Annotated in this window: 18 protein-coding genes; 11 read left to right on the forward strand and 7 right to left on the reverse strand. The window is 61.1% G+C overall.

Features of this window, described 5'->3' with window-relative positions; translation table 11 throughout:
* Window positions 1-143 precede the first annotated feature (143 nt).
* From ACTHND_RS11190 to rhaT, 4 genes are read left to right on the forward strand one after another with little or no spacing between them, the layout of a single operon-like run.
* Window positions 144-1,016: a fumarylacetoacetate hydrolase family protein gene (locus tag ACTHND_RS11190; RefSeq protein WP_440178027.1), complete on the forward strand. Its 873-nt coding sequence runs from the start codon at window positions 144-146 to the stop codon at window positions 1,014-1,016.
* Window positions 1,016-1,759 (forward strand): SDR family NAD(P)-dependent oxidoreductase, encoded by a 744-nt coding sequence (locus ACTHND_RS11195; protein WP_440178028.1) that lies wholly within the window; start codon window positions 1,016-1,018, stop codon window positions 1,757-1,759. The genes ACTHND_RS11190 and ACTHND_RS11195 overlap by 1 nt, the downstream gene beginning before the upstream one ends.
* 12 nt (window positions 1,760-1,771) lie before the next feature.
* Window positions 1,772-2,659 carry an amidohydrolase family protein gene (locus ACTHND_RS11200; RefSeq protein WP_440178029.1) on the forward strand — a complete coding sequence of 296 codons (888 nt, stop codon included), beginning with the start codon at window positions 1,772-1,774 and terminating at the stop codon, window positions 2,657-2,659.
* Between the two features lie 22 nt (window positions 2,660-2,681).
* Window positions 2,682-3,755 carry an L-rhamnose/proton symporter RhaT gene (gene rhaT, locus ACTHND_RS11205; RefSeq protein WP_440178030.1) on the forward strand — a complete coding sequence of 358 codons (1,074 nt, stop codon included), beginning with the start codon at window positions 2,682-2,684 and terminating at the stop codon, window positions 3,753-3,755.
* Here rhaT and ACTHND_RS11210 read toward each other — a convergent pair.
* From ACTHND_RS11210 to ACTHND_RS11220, 3 genes are read right to left on the reverse strand one after another with little or no spacing between them, the layout of a single operon-like run.
* On the reverse strand, window positions 3,752-5,290 hold the full coding sequence (locus ACTHND_RS11210; RefSeq protein ID WP_440178031.1) for an FAD-dependent oxidoreductase: 1,539 nt from the start codon (window positions 5,288-5,290) through the stop codon (window positions 3,752-3,754). The two genes, rhaT and ACTHND_RS11210, sit on opposite strands and share 4 nt — an antisense overlap.
* Window positions 5,287-6,783, reverse strand: a complete 1,497-nt coding sequence (gene glpK, locus ACTHND_RS11215; protein ID WP_440178032.1) for a glycerol kinase GlpK — start codon at window positions 6,781-6,783, stop codon at window positions 5,287-5,289. Before glpK ends, ACTHND_RS11210 begins: the two co-directional genes overlap by 4 nt.
* Entirely contained in the window at window positions 6,780-8,462 is a 1,683-nt protein-coding gene (locus tag ACTHND_RS11220) for a carboxylesterase/lipase family protein (protein ID WP_440178033.1), read from the reverse strand. Before ACTHND_RS11220 ends, glpK begins: the two co-directional genes overlap by 4 nt.
* 244 nt (window positions 8,463-8,706) lie before the next feature.
* Here ACTHND_RS11220 and ACTHND_RS11225 point away from each other — a divergent pair, with 244 nt between their 5' ends.
* Complete coding sequence (locus ACTHND_RS11225; protein ID WP_440178034.1) at window positions 8,707-10,197, forward strand: oligosaccharide flippase family protein; 1,491 nt, start codon at window positions 8,707-8,709, stop codon at window positions 10,195-10,197.
* 15 nt (window positions 10,198-10,212) lie between these two features.
* On the forward strand, window positions 10,213-11,196 hold the full coding sequence (locus ACTHND_RS11230; protein WP_440178035.1) for a glycosyltransferase family 2 protein: 984 nt from the start codon (window positions 10,213-10,215) through the stop codon (window positions 11,194-11,196).
* Between the two features lie 53 nt (window positions 11,197-11,249).
* Here the strand turns inward: ACTHND_RS11230 and putA are convergent, their stop codons facing one another.
* Entirely contained in the window at window positions 11,250-14,315 is a 3,066-nt protein-coding gene (gene putA / locus ACTHND_RS11235) for a bifunctional proline dehydrogenase/L-glutamate gamma-semialdehyde dehydrogenase PutA (protein WP_440178036.1), read from the reverse strand.
* Between the two features lie 124 nt (window positions 14,316-14,439).
* Here putA and ACTHND_RS11240 point away from each other — a divergent pair, with 124 nt between their 5' ends.
* Both ACTHND_RS11240 and ACTHND_RS11245 read left to right on the forward strand, forming a co-directional pair.
* Entirely contained in the window at window positions 14,440-14,895 is a 456-nt protein-coding gene (locus ACTHND_RS11240; RefSeq protein ID WP_440178037.1) for an Lrp/AsnC ligand binding domain-containing protein, read from the forward strand.
* Between the two features lie 78 nt (window positions 14,896-14,973).
* Complete coding sequence (locus tag ACTHND_RS11245; RefSeq protein WP_440178038.1) at window positions 14,974-16,371, forward strand: DUF389 domain-containing protein; 1,398 nt, start codon at window positions 14,974-14,976, stop codon at window positions 16,369-16,371.
* Window positions 16,372-16,557: 186 nt separating this feature from the next.
* Here ACTHND_RS11245 and ACTHND_RS11250 read toward each other — a convergent pair whose 3' ends face one another.
* A complete protein-coding gene (locus ACTHND_RS11250) occupies window positions 16,558-17,016 on the reverse strand; it encodes a YaiI/YqxD family protein (protein WP_440178093.1) in 459 nt (152 codons plus the stop codon).
* Between the two features lie 258 nt (window positions 17,017-17,274).
* Here ACTHND_RS11250 and ACTHND_RS11255 point away from each other — a divergent pair, with 258 nt between their 5' ends.
* Window positions 17,275-18,219 carry a poly(ethylene terephthalate) hydrolase family protein gene (locus tag ACTHND_RS11255; RefSeq protein ID WP_440178039.1) on the forward strand — a complete coding sequence of 315 codons (945 nt, stop codon included), beginning with the start codon at window positions 17,275-17,277 and terminating at the stop codon, window positions 18,217-18,219.
* Here the strand turns inward: ACTHND_RS11255 and ACTHND_RS11260 are convergent.
* The gene (locus tag ACTHND_RS11260) at window positions 18,209-19,591 is read right to left on the reverse strand and encodes a glycosyltransferase family 87 protein (protein WP_440178040.1); all 1,383 of its coding nucleotides are present in this window, start codon (window positions 19,589-19,591) and stop codon (window positions 18,209-18,211) included. The genes ACTHND_RS11255 and ACTHND_RS11260 overlap by 11 nt on opposite strands.
* A gap of 286 nt (window positions 19,592-19,877) precedes the next feature.
* Between ACTHND_RS11260 and ACTHND_RS11265 the strand changes: the two genes are divergently transcribed.
* On the forward strand, window positions 19,878-20,657 hold the full coding sequence (locus ACTHND_RS11265; protein ID WP_440178041.1) for an alpha/beta hydrolase: 780 nt from the start codon (window positions 19,878-19,880) through the stop codon (window positions 20,655-20,657).
* A 1-nt stretch (window position 20,658) separates the two neighbouring features.
* Here the strand turns inward: ACTHND_RS11265 and ACTHND_RS11270 are convergent, their stop codons facing one another.
* Window positions 20,659-21,885, reverse strand: coding sequence for a glycosyltransferase family 87 protein (locus ACTHND_RS11270; RefSeq protein WP_440178042.1), 1,227 nt, complete (start codon window positions 21,883-21,885; stop codon window positions 20,659-20,661).
* Window positions 21,886-22,505: 620 nt separating this feature from the next.
* Between ACTHND_RS11270 and ACTHND_RS11275 the strand changes: the two genes are divergently transcribed.
* Complete coding sequence (locus tag ACTHND_RS11275) at window positions 22,506-24,605, forward strand: pyrroloquinoline quinone-dependent dehydrogenase (protein ID WP_440178043.1); 2,100 nt, start codon at window positions 22,506-22,508, stop codon at window positions 24,603-24,605.
* Window positions 24,606-24,625: the final 20 nt, after the last annotated feature.

Consider the following 24,625-nt stretch of genomic DNA (forward strand, 5'->3'; position numbering starts at 1 on the left):
AGCCGCAGATCGTCGGGTGAGGGGCTTATCTGTAGTTTCATACAGCCCCTCACCCGATCGCCTTCACTACGTTCGGCTCTCGTCCTCTCCCCTCACGAGGGGAGAGGGGGAAGGCTAGTCGCAATACCTAAAGGACTACCGAAATGAAACTCTGCCGCTATGGCCCCAAAGGCCAGGAAAAGCCTGGTGTCGTCGATGCCCATGGCCGCATCCGCGATCTGTCATCCGTTGTCGGTGACGTCACCGCCAATGAGGTCCGCCTGTCGCAGTTGGCGAACCTGAAAGCCGCCGACCTGAACGCGTTGCCCATCGTCGAAGGCCAGCCGCGTTACGGCGTACCGGTGGCCAATATCGGCAAAATCATCGCCGTCGGGCTCAACTATGCCGACCATGCCGCCGAATCCAACCTGCCCGTACCGCCGGAGCCCATCTATTTCACCAAGGCGACCTCCTCGCTGTGCGGCCCGAATGACGATGTCATGAAACCGCGCGACGCCACCAAGATGGACTGGGAAGTCGAACTCGGCGTCATCATCGGCAAGACCTGCCGTTATGTCGATGTTGCGGACGCCCTGAGCCATGTGGCCGGCTATGTGCTGGTCAATGATGTATCCGAACGCGCTTTCCAGAAGGAGCGCGGCTCGCAATGGGTCAAGGGCAAGGGCTGCGATACGTTTTGCCCCACCGGTCCGTGGCTGGTAACGGCCGATGAGGCCGGCAATCCGCAGGAACTGGACATGTTCCTCGATGTCAACGGCCAGCGGATGCAGACAGGCAATACCCGCACCATGATCTTCCCGGTCGCCGAGGCGCTGGCCTATATCAGCCGCTTCGTGACCCTCCAGCCGGGCGATCTGGTCATCACCGGTACACCACCGGGCGTCGGCGAAGGCAAGAAACCCGATCCGATCTATCTCAATGCCGGCGACACCATGCACCTGGGTGTCTCGAAGCTGGGCGAGCAAAGACAGACCGTCATCCCCTTCTCGCTCGAAGGCCTGGAGATTATCGAGTAATGTACCCCGAACGTTTCAAAGGCCGCACGGCCATCGTCACCGGGGCCGCTTCGGGCCTCGGCAAGGCCGCCGCCGCGCGTATCGTCGCCGAGGGGGGCCAGGTCGTCCTGTGGGATCTCAATGCCGAGGCGCTGGAAGCCGCAAAGACCGAAACCGGCGCGGCCGGCGTCGTGGCGCTCGATGTCTCCGATCTCGACGCCGTATCCGCCGCCTCGAAAGCCTCGAAGGAGATTCTGGGCAAGATCGATATCCTGATCAATTCGGCCGGCATCACCGGCGCCACCGTGCCGGTCTGGGAATTCCCGGTCGAGAGCTGGCTGAAGGTCATGGATATCAACCTCAACGGCCTGTTCTACTGCTGCCGCGAGGTTATCCCCTTTATGCTGGAAGGCGGCTATGGCCGCATCGTCAATGTGGCGAGCGTGGCGGGCAAGGAAGGCAATCCGAACGCCTCGGCCTACTCAGCCTCCAAGGCCGGCGTGATTGGCCTGACCAAGTCGCTCGGCAAGGAACTGGCCACAAAGGGTGTCATCGTGAACGCCTTGACCCCGGCCACCTTCGAGTCGCCGATCCTGGAGCAATTGCCCGCGTCCCAGGTGGAGTATATGCGTTCGAAAATCCCGATGGGGCGCTTAGGAATCGTCGATGAATCGGCCGCCACGGTCTGCTTCATGGCCTCCGAAGAATGTTCGTTCACCACCGCTTCCGTCTTCGATACGTCGGGCGGACGGACGACCTATTAAAGGAGAGAGGACATGGCCATAAAGCGATTTCTGGACGCCCATGTCCACCTCTGGCAACTCGACCGGCTGCGCTATCCTTGGCTGACACCGCCCTTTGCCGATGATGGCCCGAACGGCAGCGTCGAGCCTATTGCCGCCGATTATACACTGGCCGATTATTTCCGCGATGCCAGCGGCTACCCGGTCGAAAAGCTGGTCCATATTGACGCCGGCGCGCATCCGGGGGACGCGCTGGCGGAAACGAAATGGCTGCAATCCCTGGCGGACGAAGGTGGCCAGCCCGCCGCCATCATTGCCTTCGCCGCGCTCAACGATCCCGATGTCGAGCGACTTCTCGCGGCCCACGCCGAACACCGCAATGTCCGGGGCATCCGTCATATCATAAACTGGCACGCTAACCCTAAGCGCACCTATACCCCGCGCAACCTGCTCGATGACGACGCCTTTGCCCGCGGCTATGCCTTGCTGGGCAAATACAACCTCTCCTTCGACCTGCAAATATACCCTAACCAGATGCAGCAGGCGGCAAGCCTGGCGGCAAGACATCCGGACGTGCCGGTGATCCTCAACCATATGGGTATGCCGGTTGACGCCGACCTCACAGAATGGCGCGAAGGCTTGCAGGCGCTGGCCGCCCTGCCCCACGCGGCGGTCAAGATTTCCGGCATGGGCTTTGTCGATCGCCAGTGGACCACGGCCTCGATGCGGCCAATGATCCTTCAGGTGATCGAGACCTTCGGCCCGGAGCGTTGCGCTTTCGCCAGCGACTTCCCGACCGACAAGCTGTTCAATTCTTACGGCAAGGCGCTGGACGCCTATGACGTGATAACCAAAGACTTCAGCGCCGATGAACGGGATGCCCTGTTCGCCGGCACAGCCGAGCGTATTTACAGACTATAAAAAAACAAAACAGGAAACGCGCATGAACCCCAATCCCTTACTTGGCGTCTTCTTCCACTGGCTGGGCGGCCTGTCCTCCGCCAGTTTCTATGTCCCCTATAAACGTATCAAGCTGTGGTCGTGGGAAATCTTCTGGCTGACAGGCGGCATCTTTTCGTGGGTGCTGGCGCCCTGGATCGGCGCCTTTATCGGCAGCAAGGACCTGATCAACGTCCTGGCCAACACGCCCACCCACACCCTGTTGGTCTGCTATCTCTGCGGCGCCGGCTGGGGCTTTGGCGGCCTGACCTTCGGGCTGACCATGCGCTATCTCGGCCTGTCGCTCGGCATGGCCGTAGCGCTGGGCCTGACTACGGTGATCGGTACACTTGGGCCGCCGATTTTCCAGGGTACGTTCAGCGAAGTGGTTGCCAAGCACGGCAGTGAATATACCTTTATCGGCATCGCCGTGGTCGTCGTCGGCATCATTATCGTCGCCCTGGCTGGCGGCGCCAAGGAAAAGCAGCTTGCCAACGTGTCCGGTGATGCCCGTGTGCCGGATCGTGGCGAATTCGACCTGAAAAAGGGCATACTGATCGCCGTCTTCTCCGGCGTGATGTCGTCCTTCTTCTCCTTCGGCCTGGCGGCCGGCGATCCGATCCGCGAAGCCACGGCGGCGGCGGGCACGGGACGTCTGTGGGTCGGCCTGCCGGTGTTGTGCGTCGTGCTGGCCGGCGGCTTCACCACCAATTTCATCTGGTGCCTGTACCTGATCCTGAAAAACAAATCCGCCGGCGAATGGAGCGGCAAGACCGCCGCCGTTTCCGACATCAAGACGCCGCTGCTGGCCAACTACCTCCTGGCCGCTCTGGGCGGCACACTCTGGTACTTCCAGTTCTTCTTCTACACCATGGGCGAGAGCCAGATGGGCAAGTTCGGCTTCTCCTCGTGGACCCTGCACATGGCCTCGATCATCCTGTTCTCCACCCTGTGGGGCTTCGCGCTCAAGGAATGGAAGGGCACGGCCAGCCGGACGCAGTTCCTGGTCTGGCTCGGCATCGGCACCCTGATCATCTCGACCGTGATCATCGGCATCGGCAATATGCTGGCGGCTTAAGCCATATATCCCAGAGCCAGGGCGGCGTAGGTTTCGACCTGCGCCGCCTGCCATTTCTGATCATGCCCCAGTTCCTCCGCGAGGATTTCCGCCACGCGCGGCGCCATGGCCCGGCTTGCCCCGGCATCGAGGAAAAGCGCCCGCAGACGGCGGGCCAGCACGTCTTCCACGGTGCGCGCCTGTTCGAAGCGCGCGGCCCAGCGCACCTCGACCTCCATGTAGGGCAGATGCGGATTCAAGCGAACATCGGCGCCGGGCAGTGCGTGGATTGCCGCCGCGTCGCGGCCATAAACATGCCAGTGGTTGCGGCCGCTGTTCTCGGCCCAGCCATGCAGGCGCAGGGTTTCAGTGACGCTTGGCCGGGGCGGCAGGCCGCCAGTTTCGGCCACCAGGTCCACCGCATCCTCCCCCATGCGGCGATAGGTGGTCCACTTGCCGCCGGTCAGGGTGATCAGCCCGCTATCCGAGACGATAAGCTCATGCTCGCGCGACAGGGACTTTGTGTCGCCGGCTGCCTTAACCAGCGGGCGCAGACCGGCAAATACGCTGAGGATGTCGCTTCGCCGGGGCGCCGGATCGAGATAGTCGCCCGCTGTTTTGAGGATGAAGTCGATCTCGGCCTCCAGCGCGCGCGGCTCTTCGCTGACCTCCGCCACCGGCGTATCCGTGGTGCCGATCAGTGTGTGGTCGTGCCAGGGCACGGCGAACAGCACCCGGCCATCGGCAGTGCGCGGCACCATCAGCGCCGTATTGCCCGGCAGGAAGCGGCGATCGACCACGATATGCACACCCTGGCTCGGCGTCAGCAGAGTCCTCGCGCCAGGCGCATCGAGCCGCCGGACCGCATCGACAAACACACCGGTGGCGTTGATCACGGTGCGCGCCCTTGCCGTATATGAGGCGCATGTTTCGCTGTCGGCAAAGCGTACACCTGTCACCCGGCCGCCTGATTTTACCAGCCCCGTGACCGGCGCGGCATTGAGCGCCACGCCGTCCAGGTCTTCAAGCGTCCGCATCAGGGTGATGGCCAGCCGGGCATCATCGAACTGGCCGTCGAAATAGAGAATGCCGCCCTTGAGATGCGATGATTTCAGGGTCGGGATGTGCGCCCGCGCGGCCTTGCGGTCCAAAGAGCGGCTGGGGCGCAGGTTCAGCTTCCCCGCCAGCAGGTCATAAAGCTTGAGGCCGATGGCATAGAAAGGCAGCCGCCACATCCGGTAAGTTGCCACCAAAAAGCCGAGATCATGCACGAGATGTGGCGCATTACGCCGGAGCAGGCCGCGCTCGTGCAGGGATTCCCGAACCAGATGAATATGGCCCTGCGCCAGGTAACGCACCCCGCCATGCACCAGCTTGGTCGAACGGCTGCTTGTACCCTTGGCGTAGTCATGCGCTTCCAGAAGCAGGGTTTTGTACCCGCGCGAGGCCGCTTCCACTGCCGTCCCGAGACCAGACGCGCCACCGCCGATGACGATGACATCCCACTGGGTATCAGCCGTCGCCCTGGCCAACAGGGCGGGACGCGGATCACTCAAGCCCTGTCCTCCCAATCCAGGCTCCGGTCGACCGCCTTGCGCCAGCGCGCCATCCTTGCCAGGCGCTCATCTGCGCCCATAACCGGCTCAAACACCCGGTCGACCTGCCATTGCGCGCGCAGCGCATCGGTCGCACGCCAAAAGCCCACCGCCAGTCCGGCCAGGTAGGCCGCCCCGAGCGCCGTGGTTTCAGTGATCTTCGGCCGCACGACCGGCACACCCAGAATATCGGCCTGAAACTGCATCAGCAGATTATTGTGACTGGCCCCGCCATCGACACGCAGTTCGGTCAGGCGAACGCCAGAATCCGATATCATGGCCTCCAGCACTTCCGCCGACTGGAAAGCGATGGCCTCCAGGGCCGCGCGTGCGATATGGGCCTTGGTGGAACCCCGAGTCAGGCCGATGATCGTGCCGCGCGCATAAGCATCCCAATGCGGCGCGCCCAGGCCGACAAAGGCCGGCACCAGAGCGACTCCACCACTGTCCGGCACCGAAGCGGCCAACGCCTCGATCTCTCCGCTGGAACGGATAATACCCAGACCGTCGCGCAGCCACTGCACCAGGGCGCCGGCCACGAAGACCGAGCCTTCCAGCGCATAGGTGCGCTGGCCGCCCAACTGCCAGGCAAGCGTGGTCAGCAGTTTATGGCGGCTTTGCATGGCCTCGGCACCGGTATTCATCAGCATGAAGCAGCCAGTGCCATAGGTATTTTTGGCCATGCCGCGGTCCAGGCAGACCTGCCCGAAGGTCGCCGCCTGCTGGTCGCCTGCCATGCCGGCAATGGGGATGCGCGCGCCGAAAAGCCCCGGTGCCGTCTCGCCATAGACCTCGCTGTTGCTCCGCACCTGCGGCAGCAAGGCGCGCGGAATATCGAGCACGGTCAACAGCTCGTCGTCCCAGTCACCGGTATGAATATTGAACAAAAGGGTGCGGCTGGCATTGCTGGCGTCGGTGATATGCAGGGCGCCGCCTGTCAGGTTCCACACCAGCCAGCTATCGATGGTGCCGAAGGCCAGTTCGCCGCGCTCTGCCCTGCCCCGGGCCTCCGGCACATGATCGAGCAGCCATTTGATCTTGGTGCCGCTGAAATAGGCGTCGAGCAGCAGGCCGGTCTTTTGCTCGAACAAGGGTTCATGACCGGCCCTGATCAGGTCGTCGCAGATGGTCGCCGTGCGCCGGTCCTGCCAGACAATGGCGTTGTGGATCGGCCGGCCGGTGGCGCGCTCCCAGATGACGGTGGTTTCGCGCTGGTTGGTAATGCCGATGGCGGCGATATCGGAAGCACGCAGGCCGGCAGCCGTCAGCGCCTCCTGCGCAACCCCCATCTGGGTGCTCCAGATCTCGCGCGCATCGTGCTCTACCCAGCCGCCTTGCGGGAATATCTGACGAAATTCCTTCTGGGCGATTTTCAGGATATGGCCGCCGCCATCGACGATGATGGCCCGGCTGGTGGTCGTACCCTGATCGAGGGCCAGGACATACCGGCTCAATCCGCGACCTCTTCCTGCCAGACTTTCCGCGCCGCACCTTCCGGGTCATTTTCGACGCGGCAGGCGGTATTGATCAGCATGACCGGCCGGTCTGTTGTCGTGTAGCGCGGCCAGTCCGGCTGGCCTGGCGCCTGTGGCTTGCCAGTGCGGGCGAAGCTGGCCCAGAAAGCGCTCATGTTTCTGGAAGCTTCTGCCAGACCGGGCCCATTGCCCTCCAGGCCCGGCTGGTCGGTATTGAGGAACAAGGCGGCGATTTCGGTGGCGTGGCCAGCCCTAAGCGTCGCGGTCGTGCCGGCGATCGGAAAATTCGACGCGTAGTCATAGCGGTACTGATAGACCGGCGCGGCCTGCGCGGACTTGCGATCCGCCGTCATGACGGAATCCGCGCCGAACCAGCGCGCCGAGGCGATGGCGATATAAAGATCGGTCGGCGTCGCCTGCGGATAGGTGGTGCGATAGACGGTCAGCAGCTTATCGGCGTCACCGCCGAATTCCGTGACCAGACGCGCCTTCAGCCCCGCCTCATCGAGCGCGAAGGTATCGGGTCGCCCCATATTGAAGAAGGTCGCCTCGTCGCGGTTATGGCCGACGATCAGCGGCACATCAGCCATCAGGGGCGAGGCCACCGGATCGAACGGATCGGCCGGCAGGACCGTGCCGTCGACTACAGGCCCATAGCCGCCCGGCACCCAATAACCCGCCCTGTGCAGCCGGCCATCACGCGGTGCAGGCGGCGAACCATCCGACGGCAGGGTCATTGGTCCCCGCCCTTCTTCCGCCGCCAGTTGAACGGCCAAAATCTGTTCCGCCGGGATATCGGCCAGTTTGTACAGGTCGTTCTGTGAGATATTCAGCCCTTTAAGCACCCTGAGTGCCGTTTCGGTCGCCATCGCCCTGGGCATTCGGGTCAGGGCCGCGCCGCTCTGGATGCTGGCCTTGTGGAACAGACCCTTCGCCGCCGGCATAGCCAGGAGCGTACCGACCTTGAAGCCGCCGCCGGATTCGCCGAAGATCAGCACATTGTCCGGATCACCACCGAAGGCCGCGATATTCGCCTTCACCCAGCGCAGGCCGGCCACGATATCGAGCATCCCCTGGTTGCCGGAAGTGGCCCACTCTGCCCCGCCGATGTCGCCGAGATAGAGATAGCCCAGGAGCCCCAGCCGGTGATTGGTGGCCACGACCACCACATCGTACGTCGCCGCCAGCCGTGCGCCATCCTGCGCCGTCGAACCCGCCGAACCGGTAGCAAACCCGCCGCCGTGGCAATAGAACATGACCGGGCGCTTCTTGCCATCCCCTACCGCCGGGGTCCAGACATTCAGTACCAGGCAGTCCTCGGCATAGGCCGGCTCCTGTTCGCCATAGGTCGATTTCGGCTTTTGCAGCGCAGGCGCGCCCAGGCGTGTGGCATCACGCACGCCCGACCAAGGCACAACCGGCGGCGCCTCGCGGAAGCGCGCGGCGCCGCTCACCGAACCGGCATAGGGGATGCCCTTGAAGGCCAGGGCGCCCCGGCTGTGCCCGCCGCGAAGCCGGCCATCAGCGATCTCGACCACGACCTCCGGCCCGGTGGTTACCGTCGAACGAGAAACCGTCTCCGCCTTTACCGCAGCCGACAGACCGAATGCCCCTGCCGCCGCCATGCCGCTGCCCAATATCCGACGCCGGTTCCACATGAATCCCTCCTCCATATTCATTTTCCAGACTCATACCATGATGCCGAAAAGATGTCTGTTTCCTGATGTGGCCGGATCAGACCATTGGTGTTTTTATTCAGATAATTAAGGTAATTTTTTCTCTTATTTCACATTTAACCGTTAGATGAGAACCGAGGATACCGCGTCCAGGACGTCCCGCGGCATGAATCTTGCTCTTTCGGGCGACAATTTGGGCTGAATTTCAGGTGAAACGCGTAGATTAATGACCAAGGCCCATCATCGTCCCTTATCGGAACGCACCGCTCACGCCGGCATATGGACCGTTGGCGGCAAGCTGTTCGCCAAATCACTTGACTTCATTTCCCTGCTTGTCCTGGCCCGTTTCCTCGGCCCCGGTGAATTCGGCGTGGTCGCCATGGCGATGACCGCGGTGCAAATTGTCGAGGCCCTGTGTGAAATGCCGCTTGGCGCCGTCCTCATGAGCGTCGAGAAGCCGAGTGAAAGCATGTATGATACGGCATTCACCATGGCTGTCATCCGTTCCGTCGTGACCATCAGCGTACTGGCCGCCCTGTCTGTGCCGCTCTCGATCTTTTACCATGAGCCCCGTCTGATCGCGCTGCAATGTGCCCTGGCCTTCGCACCGGCCATGCGCGGCCTGGTCAGCCAGCGCCTGGTTGAATTCACGCGGGTGCTTGATTTCCGACGCGACGTCGCCCTGGAAGTCTTCGGCAAGATCGGCGCCCTCATCATAGCCACAACACTCGCCGTCACCACAGGCAGTTACTGGGCCATCGCCATCGGCACGATTTCAACAACCGCCGTCATGATGGCCGTTTCCTACCTGTTCGCGCCGCAACGTCTGCGGTTCACGCTGGTCCACTGGCGCATGTTCGCCGACATGGTCGGCTGGAACGCCGCCGGCCAAGTGGTTTCCGCCATCAACTGGCAAACCGACAAGGTCGTATTGCCGCGCTTTGTTGACACCATGACCTTCGGACGATTTACCTCCGCCGACAATCTGATCGCCGTCCCGGTGCAGGCGATTATTGTACCCATCTCTCGCCCCCTGTTTGCCGCCTTTATGTCGGTACGGGACACAGGCGGCATAGAGCGCATATATCTCAAGGCGTCGATCGGCATATTTTCACTGGTCGGTCCGATTCTAATGATGATCGCGTTCCTGTCGCATCCGATCATCCACCTGATTCTCGGCCCCCGGTGGGAAGAGACCGCAATCATACTGACCTGGCTGGCTTTCGCCGCCATCGCCCTGCTGCCCACCGTGGTCCTGCCATCCCTGGCCATGGCCATAAACAAAACCCGGATGGCTTTTATACGTAATCTGGCTGAATTTTCGGTCAAGGTTCCCCTGATTCTGATTGGGGCCTGGATGTTCCATCTTCAGGGCGTCCTGGTGGGTCACGCCATCTCGTCGGTGCTGGTTTTCTTTTCGTGTCTGGTCATCGTCAAAATTCTGATCGGCCTGCCGGTCAGGACGCAACTGATCAGCCTCTTGCGGCCGGCTGTCGCCATGGCGCCCGCCGGTCTTTTCCTCTATGTCATGGCAAAAGAGGTATTCGTCCCCGGCGACCCGCTTTTGTACACGGCTCTCAGCCTCGCCTGGGTCTGTGCGTCCGCGGAAATCATTTTCGTCACCACGAACCTGCTGCTTTGGAAGCTGGCCGGATGCCCGGAAGGCTGCGAAAGCCTCGCCATCAGAATTGTCAAGAAAACGCTGCGGATACGATAGAGCAAGGATCGGCAAGTGAAGTTCAGCATCATAATTGCGAATTACAATTACGAACGCTATGTCGGCAAAGCCATAGACAGCGCGCTTGCCGTGCGCTGGCCCGATGTCGAAGTCATCGTGGTCGATGACGGCTCCAAAGACCAGTCCAGGCAGGTGATCGCTGCCTATGGCGATCGCGTTATCCCCGTCTTTCAGGAAAATGCCGGCCAGCTCACCGCCTGCAATGTCGGCTATGCGAAGGCCACCGGCGACTGGATCATCTTTCTGGACGCTGATGACCTGATCGATCCTTCGATTGCCGAGGAAGTGGCACGCGTCGCCACGCCACGCACCAGCAAGGTACAGTTCCAGATGGAGCGTATTGACGGCGACGGTCAGCCGACCGGTTCGCGCTTCCCCATTTACGCCCCCCTGCCGACACCGGAAAAAGTCAAGGATTGGGCTATCCGCCTGTCAACCTATCCGACACCGCCCGGTTCGGGAAATGTGTATGCCCGCGCTTTCCTCGACCGGATTTTCCCGCTCGACAATGCCTGCGGTGACTTTTCGGATTCAGCCATGGTAACGGCGGCACCCTTTTTCGGCGATGTCGTGACAGTGGACAAGCCCCTTGTGAAATACCGCATTCATGGCGGCAATGACAGCAACCTGTTCGCCAAAGAGGGCCTGTTCGCGCGCGAAGTGGCCCGCGGTCACTCGAAATTCCTCTATGCGCAACGCATTGCCAAGGCAGCCGGCATCGACATCCCGGATGCCAACTTTCGCAGAAGCCTGCATGTCCTGCAGCATCGGATTCCTTCGGTGACGCTCAGCCCGAAGCTGCACCCCCTGCCCTGGGACAGCAAATACCAGCTTCTGAAGGACACGATCCGGTCGACCGTCGGCTTTGATGCCATGGCCCCCAAACGCAGACTGGTTCTGTTCGTCTGGAGCCTGCTGACGCTTTTGGCACCGAAGCCGATCGCCAGAAAACTGATCCAGAAGCGTTTCAGCCACTAGGGCATTTTTGTTTAACGCGCATCCCAAAAAGTGCGTCACACTTTTGGGATGCGCTAAATATCCGTTTCCGCCAGTGACAGCAGGGTCGCGTTGCCGCCGGCCGAAGTCGTGTCGGTCGAGATTGTCCGTTCGCTGACAAAGCGCATCAGGAAGTGCGGACCGCCCGCCTTGGGACCGGTGCCGGAAAGCCCCTCGCCGCCAAAGGGCTGGGAACCGACCACTGCGCCGATCATCGAGCGGTTGACATAGAGATTGCCGACGCGCGCCAGGTCGCTTACCGCGTCCGCCGTGGCCTTGATGCGCGAGTGCAGGCCCATGGTCAGGCCGTAGCCCTGGGCATTGATGCGGGCGACGACGTCCTCCAGTTCCCCGGCCTTCCAGGTGACGACGTGCAGCACCGGACCGAACCATTCCTGGGTCAGATCCTCGATCTTTTCCAGGCGGATCAGGGTCGGCGGCACGAACGTGCCGGAAAGGGCCGGCTTTTCCAGGGCATGAATCCAGTTGGCCTTCATCGACTGGCGATAGGCTTCCAGCTTGTCGCGCGCGCCGGCATCGATCACCGGGCCGACATCAGTGCGGATATCGGACGGATCACCGAGCACCAGCGTATCCATGGCGCCGGTCAGGAGACGGATCAGGCCATCGGCGATATCTTCCTGCACCACCAGCAGGCGCAGGGCCGAGCAGCGCTGGCCGGCGCTGCGGAAGGCCGAGGTGACCACATCGGCCACCACCTGTTCCGGCAGGGCCGAGGAATCGACGATCATGGCGTTCAGGCCGCCGGTTTCGGCGATCAGGGGCACGATCGGGCGGTTGTCGTCCTTCAGCAGGTTGCGCGCGATGGCGCGGGCGGTCGGCATGGAACCGGTAAAGGCCACGCCATTGACGCTGGTGTGCGAGATGATCGCGTCACCGACCTCGACGCCACCGGGCAGGAAGTGCAGGACTTCGGCCGGAATGCCGGCCTTGTGCGCCAGTTGAATCGCGCGGAAGGCAATCAGCGGGGTCTGCGGCGCGGGCTTGGCGACCACGGCATTGCCGGTGACCAGCGCGGCGGTGATCTGCCCGAGGAAGATGGCCAGCGGGAAGTTCCACGGCGAGATGCAGGCGAAGACGCCGCGGCCTACAAGGCGCAGTTCGTTGCGCTCGCCGGTCGGTCCCGGCAGGATTTCAGGCGCCAGAGAAGTGCGGGCCTGGTTGGCGTAATAACGGCAGAAATCGACCGCCTCGCGCACTTCGGCCACAGCGTCGCCCACGGTCTTGCCGGCTTCCTGAACGGCCAGGCGCAGCAGTTCTGGGCGGTTCTCTTCCAGCAGATCGGCCAGGCGCTCCAGACAGGCGGCACGGTCCTCGATCGGGCGCGCACTCCAGGCCGGTGCAGCGGCGGTCGCGGCGGCGATGGCGCGGCGGACATCATAGGCCACCGCCTCGATGACGCTGCCGACGGACGCGCCGGTAGCGGGATTGATCACCGCTTTCGCCGCGCCGGTCACAGGCTGGCCAGACACCAGCGCCGTTGCGGCGACCGCCTGCGACTTGCCCACCGCTTCCAGGACACTCTGCAGCGTGGCTTCATCGTTCAGGTCGATGCCGGCGGAATTGACACGACCGGGGAAGAGTTCGGCCGGCTTGCGGATGCCGGGATGCGGACGGCCTTCAACGGTGGCGATACGGGTTGCGGGGTCGGCCAAGAGCATGTCCTCGGTAATGGTCGCGTCGGCGAGTTGATGAACGAAAGAGCTGTTGGCGCCATTCTCAAGCAGGCGGCGCACGAGATAGGCGAGCAGTTCGCGGTGGCCGCCGACCGGGGCATAGGTGCGGCAGGCAAAGCCTTCTTCACGCACCAGGCGTTCATGCAGCCCCTCGCCCATGCCATGCAGGCGCTGGAACTCGAAATCGCGGCGCTTGCCGGCCCATTCGATCAGGGTGGCGACCGTCAGGGCATTGTGACCGGCAAAGGCCGGGTAGATATGTTTGGCGTCCAGCATATCGCGGGCGCAGGCCAGATAGGAAACGTCAGTCGCCGCCTTGCGGGTGAAGAGCGGATAATCGGTCAGGCCATCGACCTGGGCCTTCTTGATCTCGGAATCCCAGTAAGCCCCCTTGACCAGACGGACGAACAGCTTCCGACCGGTGGCGGCGCCCAGCGCCTCGGCCCAGCCGACCAGCGGCCGGCAGCGCTTGCCATAGGCCTGGATGGCCATGCCCAAGCCGTCCCAGCCCGAAAGCTGCGGATCGCGCGCCACGCCCTCGATTATATCGAGGGACATCATCAGGCGTTCGGTTTCCTCGGCATCGACCGTCAGGCCGATCCCCAGTCCGGCGGCCTTGCGCGACAGACCGATCATCATTTCGGTCAGTTCGGGCACGCAGGCTTTTGCGTTGGCGACTTCATAACGCGGGTGCAGGGCCGACAGCTTCACCGAAATATTGTGGCCCAGAACCTTCTTCGAGGCGCCAACCGCGGCGATAGCGTTTTCATAGGAGGCATAATAGGCGTGGGCGTCCTCCCAGGTGCGGGCGGATTCGCCCAGCATGTCGAAACTGGCGGTGAAACCCTTATTCTCCGGCTTGGCGGCGCGATCAAGCGCCTCTTCGATGTCGCGCCCCATGACGAAAACCGACCCCATCAGGCGCATGGCGGCGGCGACGCCGGCGCGGATGAACGGCTCGCCGGCGCGCGCCAGCAGGCCCTTCAGCACACCGCCCTCATCGGCCACCAGGGCGCGGGTCAGGACCAGGCCGAAGGTCGCCGAATTGACCAGTTTCGAGCCGGACTGGCCCGAATGCGCCTTCCAGTCGGCATCGCCCAGCTTATCCTTGATCAGCAGGTCGGCCGTGGTGGTATCCGGCACGCGCAGATAGGCTTCGGCGAGCGACAGCAAAGCCACGCCTTCCTGCGTATTCAGGCGATATTCCTGCAGGAAGCGGTTGATCCAGCCGGTCGATTGCGCGGCGCGCAGATCATTCAGGATCAGGCGAGCCTGATCGACAACACGGCCGCGGGTAGCGGCATCGAGCGTGGCCGCCGGCAACAGGCTCTTAAGCACTTCGGGTTCCGGCGCCCGTAGCAAGGCCACCATTTGCGAGCGGGAGAGTTCGAGCGCTTTAGACATGCCGCACCTTTATGGCTGATTATATCCATGGTATATGGCCAAATTTGCCGAATGTGCTTGGGATTTTGGAAAGCATATCCAAATATTATTTTTCATAAACAGCATATGTCCGAAGGAATTTATCATGCTTGATGAAATGGACCGCCGCATCCTGCGCGCCCTTCAGGCCGATGGCCGGATCACCAACCAGGCGCTGGCTGACCTGTGCCATATCTCACCCGCCGCCTGTTTCGAGCGCGTTAAGCGCCTGCGTAAGGACGGTTATATCCTCGGCACCATGGCGGTGCTCAATCCGGAAAAGCTCGATTGCGCCCTGATGATCTTCGTCGAGATCCTGCTCGACCGCACGACCGGCGGTCTGTTCGAGGAATTTGCCCGCGCCGTGAAACGCCGGCCGGAGATCATGGAATGCCATATGGTCGGCGGCGGCTTCGACTACCTGATCAAGGTGCGGGTGAAAGACATGGCGGCCTACCGGCATTTCCTCGGCACCACTTTGGTCGATATGCCAGGCGTGCGCGAAACCCGGACCTATGCCGTGCTGGAAGAGGTCAAGAACACCCAGGCCCTGCCGGTCTGAGGGCCTGCCGGACACGGATATATCAGTTTGCGCATCCGTCCTGTCCGGTTATGGATTGCGCATTGTAAAGGTCACATAATGCCCAAAACGCCGTCCTCTTCATCAAATCCGGCCGCCAGATCCTGGCACAGCTTTCTCAATCGTTTCAGCCTGCTGGATGATAAGGCCGATGACACGATGATCGACGAAAGCCTGCGCGCCGGCGTGGAACTGCGCGGGGCCACCCCGTGGATCCTGATGTTCGCCATTTTCGTCGCGTCGATCGGTCTGAACGTCAATTCGACCGCCGTGATTATCGGCGCCATGCTGATCTCGCCCCTGATGGGTCCGATCATGGGGATAGGCTATGGCATCGGCATCTATGATTTTGCCCTGATCCGCAAATCCGTCGGCAACCTGCTTATTGCCACCCTGATCAGCCTGTTGACCTCCACCATCTATTTCGCCCTGAGCCCGCTGACCGAGGCGCATTCCGAACTCCTGGCCCGCACCTCCCCCACCATCTGGGACGTGCTGATCGCGCTTTTCGGCGGCTTTGCCGGCATTATCGGCGTGACCCGGAAAGAAAAAACCAATGTCATTCCCGGCGTCGCCATCGCCACGGCGCTGATGCCGCCCCTCTGTACCGCCGGTTATGGCCTGGCCAATGGCAACTGGGCCTATTTCCTCGGCGCCTTCTACCTGTTTTCGATCAATTGCGTCTATATCGCCGCGGCCGCCGTTCTGGTAATCGGCCTGCTCAATCCACCGCACAAGCAATTTGTCGACCCCGTCGTGGAAACCCGCGTCAAGCGCGTCCTGTTCCTCGTGGTCCTGCTGACCGGCCTGCCCAGCCTGTACCTGGCCTATCGGCTGGTCGGCAACGAGGTCTTCCATAACAAGGCCAGCCAGTTTGTGCGCCAGGAGTTCAATTTCCCGAAATCACACGTCGTCGAGATCGGCATCACCCCCAAGAACAAGCATGTCGAGGTCACGTTGATCGGTGATCGTCTGTCGGCCAGGACGATCGAAACCATCCGCACGCACCTGCCGGCCACCGGGCTGAAAGGCGCGATCCTGACCGTTCACCAGGCCGGCGACGACAATATCGATATCAACACCCTACGTGACGGCATAGTGAAAGAGCTTTCCGGCAGTGAGCTGGCCCTGGCTTCGCGCGACCAGCAGATTGCCGATTTGCGCCGTCAGGTGACATGGAGCACGCAATCGGCGCAACTGACCGCCGAACTGAAGGCGCAGTATCCCGATTTGACCGATGTGATTATTGGTGAGGGCACAAGCGCCGCGCCAGCGAAAGAAAATGAGGCTGACGATGCCAGTTCTTCAGCGGCCGCCGGGCCTGAGGCGGAAACGGCTTCCGTGCCGATTCTGATTGCGCATTCCGCCAGACGCCTATCGCGCCAGGATATGAACCGTATCGAAACCTGGTTCCGGGTGCGTACCCGATCCGATGCCGCGCGCATCGCCATAGACTGAGCAAAAAAAAGCCGCGCTCTACGGCGCGGCCAGTTTACAGGGAGGAAACGCCCAGGAAGGGCATCAGCGCCAGGAAGGCACCGAACAATTGTATAATATGGTGCGATGCGGAAAATTTCAAGGCCGATTGTTACAGATTCAATCACATTGGATTTGCGATCCGCAACAATCGCAGAGATTGTGTGATTATCGCGGCCGCCTCAGTTCCCGACTGATGACCTGATCGAGGGTCTGGAGAAACTGCGAACGATCGGCGGCGGAAAACGGCGGCGGCCCGCCGGTAATGTCGCCGGTCGAGCGGATATGCTCCATCAGGGCGCGGCTGGCCAGGGCAGAACCGATCGAATCCGGTGTGAACGCCCGGCCATTGGGCGCGACGGCATGGCCCCCCTTCGCCAGAACGCGCGACGCCAGCGGAATATCGTTGGTGATGACCACATCACCGGCCACGACCTGCGCTACAATCCAGTCATCAGCCACATCCGGCCCCGCGTCGACAATCATACGCGTGATCAGCGGCGATCGGGGTATCTGGATGAAACTGTTCGACACCACTAAGGTCTTCAGGCCGTAACGGGCGGCCACCTTGTAGGTCTCATCCTTTACGGGGCAGGCGTCGGCATCGATGTAGAGCGTGATCGTCATGGCGCGTCGTACCAGATCACTCGTATGGTTGCAAAGCGGCAAGATATTCTTTCCCATTTGGCAACCTGCAAAGGTCACCCTAAGTCTCCGCAAACTCTCGCAATCAGGATATTTTCCTAGTTCATCTTCTGCCTAAAGACGAAACGAAAGAGAATTCGGCTCTTTTTCTGATATTCGTATTTATTGATTATCCCTGTCATCTGGAAGCGAGAGGGACAATGACCATAGAATACTGGCGTTTCGTGTAAGAGGCATTAGGTGAACATTCCCCCTTTTCTATTATTCACTTTGCTGACCCTTACAGCCTGTAGCGGCGGAAATGGGGGCACATCTCCCAGTCCAGCCAGTCCCAGCCCTCCGTCAGTCCCCACGCCTACTGAAGCCACCGCTGCCACTCTGGGGCCCTATGCGGTGGCCACCTATACCAGCGGCATTGCCAGCAGCAGCCAGTACAGGATGCCGAAAATCTGGTATCCTGCTAACGGGACAGCGCCTTATGCTTCGGTGGTGTTCATTGCCGGTTACGGCACCACCTACAGGGAGATGCCCACCCGGGCGCGCATCAACGGCCGGTCCTTTGTGGAAACCGACCTCACCCAATGGGCCGATTTTCTGGCCTCGCACGGCTTCGTGGTCATGTTCATCGATCCGAAGGATCTCAATACGCCTCCGGACATGCGCGCCTTCGCGCTGGACCGGGCCGTCGACGCCCTGGTAGCCGAAAATACACGTACTGCCAGCCCGCTGTTCGGCCGCCTCCAGGTCGATAAGATCGCGGTCATGGGCCATTCCTATGGCGGCGCCGGCGCAATACTGGCAACGGCTCTAGGCAATTCCCACATCGCGGCCGCCGTGGGCTTAAGCCCTGTATCGTCGAGCGACAACCCCTACGGCGGCGACAAGATACCGACCCTGGTGATATCGGCTGTGGCCGATCCATACCTGTCCAACTTCCCGCAGCAGTATGGCACCATTCCATCCACCACCACCAAACTGCTGGCGAACTTCAAGCAGAATACGGCGGAGTGGGAAAGTATGCACGCCATTGCCCTGACCCCGCTGGGCACCCACTCGACTGATCCGGAAGTGGCCCGTCTGGCGCTGTCTTTCCTGGAAGTCTATTTGCACGGTGATGCGCGCTACAAACCCTTCCTGGTGAATGACGCTGCCAACATGGCCAATTTCGATTACGTCAATCCGTAAGGGCTTCTCCTGAAAGACGGCCAAAGGGCTTGCGTCCTTCCGACAGCAGCAACAAACCACCCGTGCGGGAAAGCCCCCAGGCGATCAGTCCGAACCATACCAACCCGCCAAACAGCAGGTGTGACAGGAAGACGGATCGGTACATCGTTTCCAGGAACGGGTTAGAGAAAGACCAGGGCAAGTCGATAATAGGCGTGACCAGCGCAATGGCTGTCCATCCGGCCCAGCGGGCCGCCCCTGCCGAAAAGACAGACGGGCGTCCGGCCAGGAAGAAGGCCGTCGGCATGAGCAGCCACAGATAATAGTGAGACCATGTCAGCGGACTGGACACCAGGCACAGGCAGATAACGAGCAGATACTGCATGTCCCGGCGTTCGCCGGCAGTGACGGGGTCGGGAACAACGCCCGGCCGCCGCAGACAGGCCGCTGCCGCCAGCAAAATGGTCAGCACAGTAAATATCTGCGCCACGAGCTTTTGCCCGGAGGTCGGCACCTGCGAGTTCAGCCAGTCGCTCAACCGTGCATCGTGATGGAGACGCAGGATGAATGCCGGCACCGACTGGACATTGAAAGCGGCCAGCCAGCTATGGCTGTACTGCAAAATCGCGGTCTGAAACCAGTACAGGTTATAGGGCAGACCGAAGACGGCCAGTGACAGCAAGACCGTTACAATGCCCACCGATGCGAAACCGAGCAGACCACGCCAGTCGCGCCTGAAGAGGAAGAAGAAGCCAAACAAAGCCAGGGGCGGCTTTACAACCGCCGCCACGCCCAGCAGGACACCCGCCGATATTGGCTTTCCACTGCGCAGCCATACAAGTCCGCCCGCCAGCGCCGCCAAAATGAAGTAGCTCAGATTGCCCAGCTTTACGGCATGGATGAGCGGCCCATTGACCAGGAAGAGCCAGGCCAAAAGCCAGCGCTCCCTGAGTTCCAGTCGGGTCAGGCGAACCAGCAGGAACCAGGCCAGAACGGTCAGGCCAATGCCTGCGACCGTCAGGAGCGCGGTGGCGATGGATGGCGACAAAAGCGCGAATGGCGCCAGCAGATAGGCGAACACAGGGATATTGACGAAGCCCGACGTGCCCTTGCCGATAAGGTCATGAAGCGTGGCCCGGTCATTGTGCAGCACGGCCTGGCCGGCCAGATAATAGGCGTGGGTGAAATCCCAGGCTTCCGGCGGACAGCTCAGCTTCAGATTCAGAATCAGGAAAGCCGCCAAAGCGCCGCCGCCGAGCAGAAAGGCCCAGACAGGCATATCACGACCGGGCCGCAGACCTTTCGGCAATATGCCCTTTTTTGCCAGCCAGAAAATGGCAAGTCCCCCCATCAAGGTGGCGAGCATATCAAAGAGATAGGCAAGATAATGCACGGGCGAACAGACCTTTCGGAGACTTATTGATAAGGAACGCTATCGAATCGTGACTGGCTGCACAAGGCTTCTATAGCCCTTGCATCCACTTCCTGTGAAACGTGGTCAGGTAGCATACGGAATGATATAGAGCCCTGTTGTTCAATTTCAGGAATAGCCATGCCCGCCAAGCAAATAACGCGCCGTCATCTAATCAGCGCCGGGCTGACCGGCACTTTTTTTGTTGAATGGATGCTCACGCGTCGGAAAAAGGGGCGATGAAAACGCCGTCAGGAACGCCGCGGCCATGCCCGTGGACGATCTACTGATCACGCGGGACATCGCCTACGCTTCTGGTGAACGCCATGCCCTGGATATCTACGCACCGCGCGCGGCCGGCAAGGCCCGCCCTGTCGTAGTTTTCATTTACGGCGGCACATGGATTTCAGGCGCCAAGGCGGATTATGCGTGGGTCGGCATCGCCCTGGCGCGTCAGGGATATGTGGCCGTGGTTGCCGACTATCGCATTTATCCGAACGGCGCCTGGCCCGGCTTCATAGAAGATAATGCCGCCGCCGTTCGCTGGGCATTCGATCACGCCGCCGATTATAGTGGCGATCCGTCGAAACTGATATTGATGGGCCACTCAGCCGGGGCATTCAATGCCGCCAGCCTGGCCATTGACCGCCGCTGGCTGGGTAAGGTCGGCATGGACCCGCAACGCGATCTGAAAGCTGTGATCGGTCTTTCCGGTCCGTATGAGTTCATGCCGGATACATCCGAACTGAAGGTGATGTTCGGACCGAAACGCCAGTGGGATGATATTCATCCCATCACCCATGTGGATGGCCGGTCACCACCGATGCTGCTGATCACTGGCGACCGCGACGAGGCTATCGGCACATCGGAAAGCAAGCGGCTAGCCACCAGGCTTCGGGAAAAGGGAGTTAAGGTGACCTGGCTCAACTACCCCCTGCTCAATCACAACGGATCGGTACAGGCTCTTGCCCCGCCAAAGGGGGAACCGTCTCAGGTCATGACCGATATCAATAATTTTATCGCGGCGCACATCAAAACCCCGGACTAATTCAGGCGGCAATCAGCGGTCCGTCTTTCTCAGGCTGCCGGTTTGAAAGAAGCCCGCCCTTGCTCGCCAGCCACCAGGCAATCAGTCCGAACCAGATCAAACCGCCCCACAGCATATGCGACATGAAAAGCGACCTGTAGATATCCATCACCAGGGGATTTGATATCAGGGTGGGCCAGCCATTCAGCGGCGTGACGAAGATAATGGCTGTCCAGCCCGCCCATCGCGCGACAGGCGGCATGTCGCCCTGGGCATTGCGCTTCAGGAAGAAGGCTGTCGGCAGCAGCAACCAGGCGTAATAATGCGACCAGGCCAGCGGACTTGTCACGAGGCACAGGCTTATAAGCAACATGTATTGCAGGTCACGGCGTTCATCGGACAACGGTTCATCCTGCCTGCGTCTGTCGGCGGCAGGCTTCAGGCAGGCCAGCCCGGCCGCAAGGAAAAGCAGGGCCGTTATAACCTGGACAACCAGTTTCTGAATATGGGTCGGCGGCACCAGAATCCATTCGCTGATTTTCGCCTCGGCATTGAGTCTGAGCAAAAAGCTTGAAAAAGATTGAACGCTGAATGTCGGCAGCCAGTTCTGGCTATACAGGACGATGCAGTTGTTGAACCAGTCGAGATTTTCCTGCCAGCCGAACACAACAAGAGACAGGAGCGCCGTTACAATGCCCACAGCGGCAAAAGACAGACTGCCACGCCAGTCGCGCCGCAACAGAAAGAACAGGCCCATCAATATGAGGACAGGCTTGATCACAACCGCCAGGCCGATCAGCGCGCCGGCAGCGCCTGAGCGTCCGGCGCGTACAAGGAGAAGCCCGCCGGCCAGCGCCGCCAGGATGACATAGCTCAGATTGCCAAATTTTATGCCGGTCAAAAGCGGACCATTAGCGATAAACAACAGGGACAGCACCCAGCGCTCCCTGACCTCCAGCCGGGCGAGACGCACGAGAAGCAGCCAGGCAAACGCCGTAAACGCCAGTCCCGCCAGGGTAAACAATATGCCGGCGAGTTGGGCCGGGAATACGCCAAACGCCGCAAACAGATAGGCGACAATCGGAATATTGACAAAACCGCCGGTTGCCCCTTCGCGGATCAGAACCTGAAGCGCCGCCAGATCCCCGCGCACCACATCGCGGCCGGCGGCATAATAGGCGCGGGTGAAGTCCCAGAACCATTCGGGCGGACTGCTGAGTCGGAAGCCAACACATGTAAATACAGCCATCGCGGCGATTACGGCCGCGATCGTCCATGCGGGCATATGACCGTCGAATGAAAATGGTCCCGCCAGGCGCGGGTAACGAGATGCCAGGAAAATGCCCAGCACACCCGCGACCGTAATGAGAAAATGGACAAAAAAAACAATATTATGCACAGACCGGCGACTTCCTAAGATTGTGCTTCATATTTAAACATATTTAAACGCTATCCTATCGGCTATTGCAGTGCAAGGTTTCACGGCGCCTTTACGCAAGTCATGCGCGTCAGCCGTGTCTTTTTTTAATAATACCGGTGAAAATCATAGCTCCCGACCGGGGATTGTCAGCGCTCAGGCATCCGCTATAAGGGTTTTCGCAATTCCTGGGGTGGTGATTTTTGGACATGCTGAAAACCTGGCTGAAGCTTTTGTCAAAAAGCCTTTACCCTGCGGGCCTCGCCGCCTTTCTGATCCTTTGCGGGCTGTTGCTTTGCCTCGGGAGCGCCCTGCTGTTGCGAAAAGGGGTGCTATCGGCTGATCTTTTCCTGCCAGCGCTTCTGATCGCCTCAGGCGTGCAGATTTTTCGCCGCCGACGCTCCGCGCTTCACCTTTTTATTGCTTATTTTATACTCACCTGGGTCGCCGCCGTGGCCGAGGTTGGCCTTGACGGATGGTCCCTGCTCCCGCGCGTTGACCTGGCGTGCGGCATCCTGCCTTTCTTCTATTTGCCGATGATGCGCGACCACCTGCGCCCAAATCGGCTCAGCCAGTGGTGGGAGACCCTTCCCACTTACAGATGGATGGGCGGCCCTGCCGCCCTGGCGGTACTGGCCATAGCCGTGATTGCCGCCAATGCCCATGCCCCCAGGGCGCAAGCCATTGCTGCCCGCACCCCGGTCTCCGCTTCGGGTGACTGGCCTTCATTTGGTGGCGGACCTCTGGCGGACAAGTTTTCCCCCGTGTCGGACATTACCCCTCAGAATGCGCGAAAACTGAAAAAGCTCTGGGAGTTTGTCGAGCCGGCGCCGGTTTCCGACAGCAAGGGCCCGCGCAAGGATGAGGTGACCCCGCTTCAGGTCGGCGACAAGGTCTTCATCTGCCAGCCGGATAACCTGGTGCTGGCTCTCGATGCCGAAACAGGGCGCCAGGTCTGGCGTTACGATCCGCATACCGACCTGACAGCGACGGGCGCCAGCATCTGCCGCGGTCTGGCCTATCTGGAAGATACGCGCGATCCGACATGCCCGCACCGCCTCCTGATGGGCACTATGGATGCCCGGTTGATCGCCCTCAATGCGGATACCGGCCAGACCTGTGCGGGCTTCGGCAAGGGCGGGCAGGTCGACCTGACGGCTGGCCTCGGCGACGTCAAGAAGGGCTTTTACTATGTGACCTCCCCGCCCACCGTTGCGAATGGCGTCGCCGTGGTCGGCGCCCTGGTGCGGGATAATCACGAGGTGGGCGAGCCTTCCGGCGTGGTGCGCGCCTATGATGTCCGAACCGGTCAGCTTCGCTGGGCCTGGGATATGGGACGGACGGAGCCCCCCGCCAAACCACTTGCGGCGGACGATATCTACACCCGCGGCACGCCCAACGCCTGGTCTATTTTCAGCGCCGACCCGAAACTGGGCCTGGTCTATATCCCTATGGGCAACGCCACGCCTGATTTTGTCGGCCAGCATCGCAAGGCAGAATGGGAGCGCTATTCCTCGGCGCTCGTCGCGCTTGATTTGGCGACCGGCAAACCGCGCTGGGTCTTCCAGACCGTCCATCACGATCTGTGGGACTATGATCTTTCGGCGCAACCGATCCTGGCCGATATGCCGAATGCGGGGCAGACCCTGCCGGCCGTCATTGTCGCCACGAAAAGGGGCGATCTGTTCGTCCTTGACCGCCGCACCGGCCAGCCGATCACGCCTGTCGAGGAGCGTCCCGTTCCCGCAACGGACGTAGCCGGCGAATGGACGTCGAAGACGCAGCCTTTTTCCGTGGCCATGCCGTTTCTCGGCGGACCGCGCCTCAAAGACGTTGATATGTGGGGCGTAACCCCTTTCGATCGGCTGTTCTGCCGGCTCGCCTTCCAAAAACTACGGTATGACGGCGACTTCACACCGCCTTCCCTTAAGGGCTCCCTGATCTATCCCGGCATGGCCGGCGGCGTCGACTGGGGCGGCGTTTCCGTCGATCCCGGCCGCCACCTGCTTATTGTGCCAACCCTGCACATCGCCGATCGCCTGAAGCTGATCAAACAGACGAACGACGCAAACAGCGACAACCCGCAACTGGGCACCGCCTACAGCGCCGAACTGAACTATTTCATTACCCGGCTCGGCATACCCTGCCAGCGTCCGCCCTATGCCCGCCTGACCGCCATCGATCTGGTTTCAAAGCGCATCGCCTGGCAGCGCCCGCTCGGAACCGCCGAAGGCGTGGGCCCCTTCGGTATTGCCAGCCACCTGCCCTTCACACTGGGCGCGCCGCCGATTGTCGGCGGACCGATGACCACGGCCGGAGACGTGACCTTTATCGGCGCCGTCGGCGACCGGCGGTTGCGTGCCCTGAATAGCCTGACCGGCCATGAACTGTGGTCCACGCGCCTGCCGCAAGGCAACCAGGCCACGCCGATCACCTATCGCGCCCCGAAATCCGGACGGCAGGTCGTGCTGATTGTCTCCGGCGGCTGGGCGGATCTCGGCCAGGTGCGCCGCGTGCCGACGCACATTATTGCCTACGCTGTTGATAAATAGGTTTGAAATGACAAAAAAAG

This window comes from Asticcacaulis sp., from assembly GCF_051954415.1.
GTDB lineage: Bacteria > Pseudomonadota > Alphaproteobacteria > Caulobacterales > Caulobacteraceae > Asticcacaulis.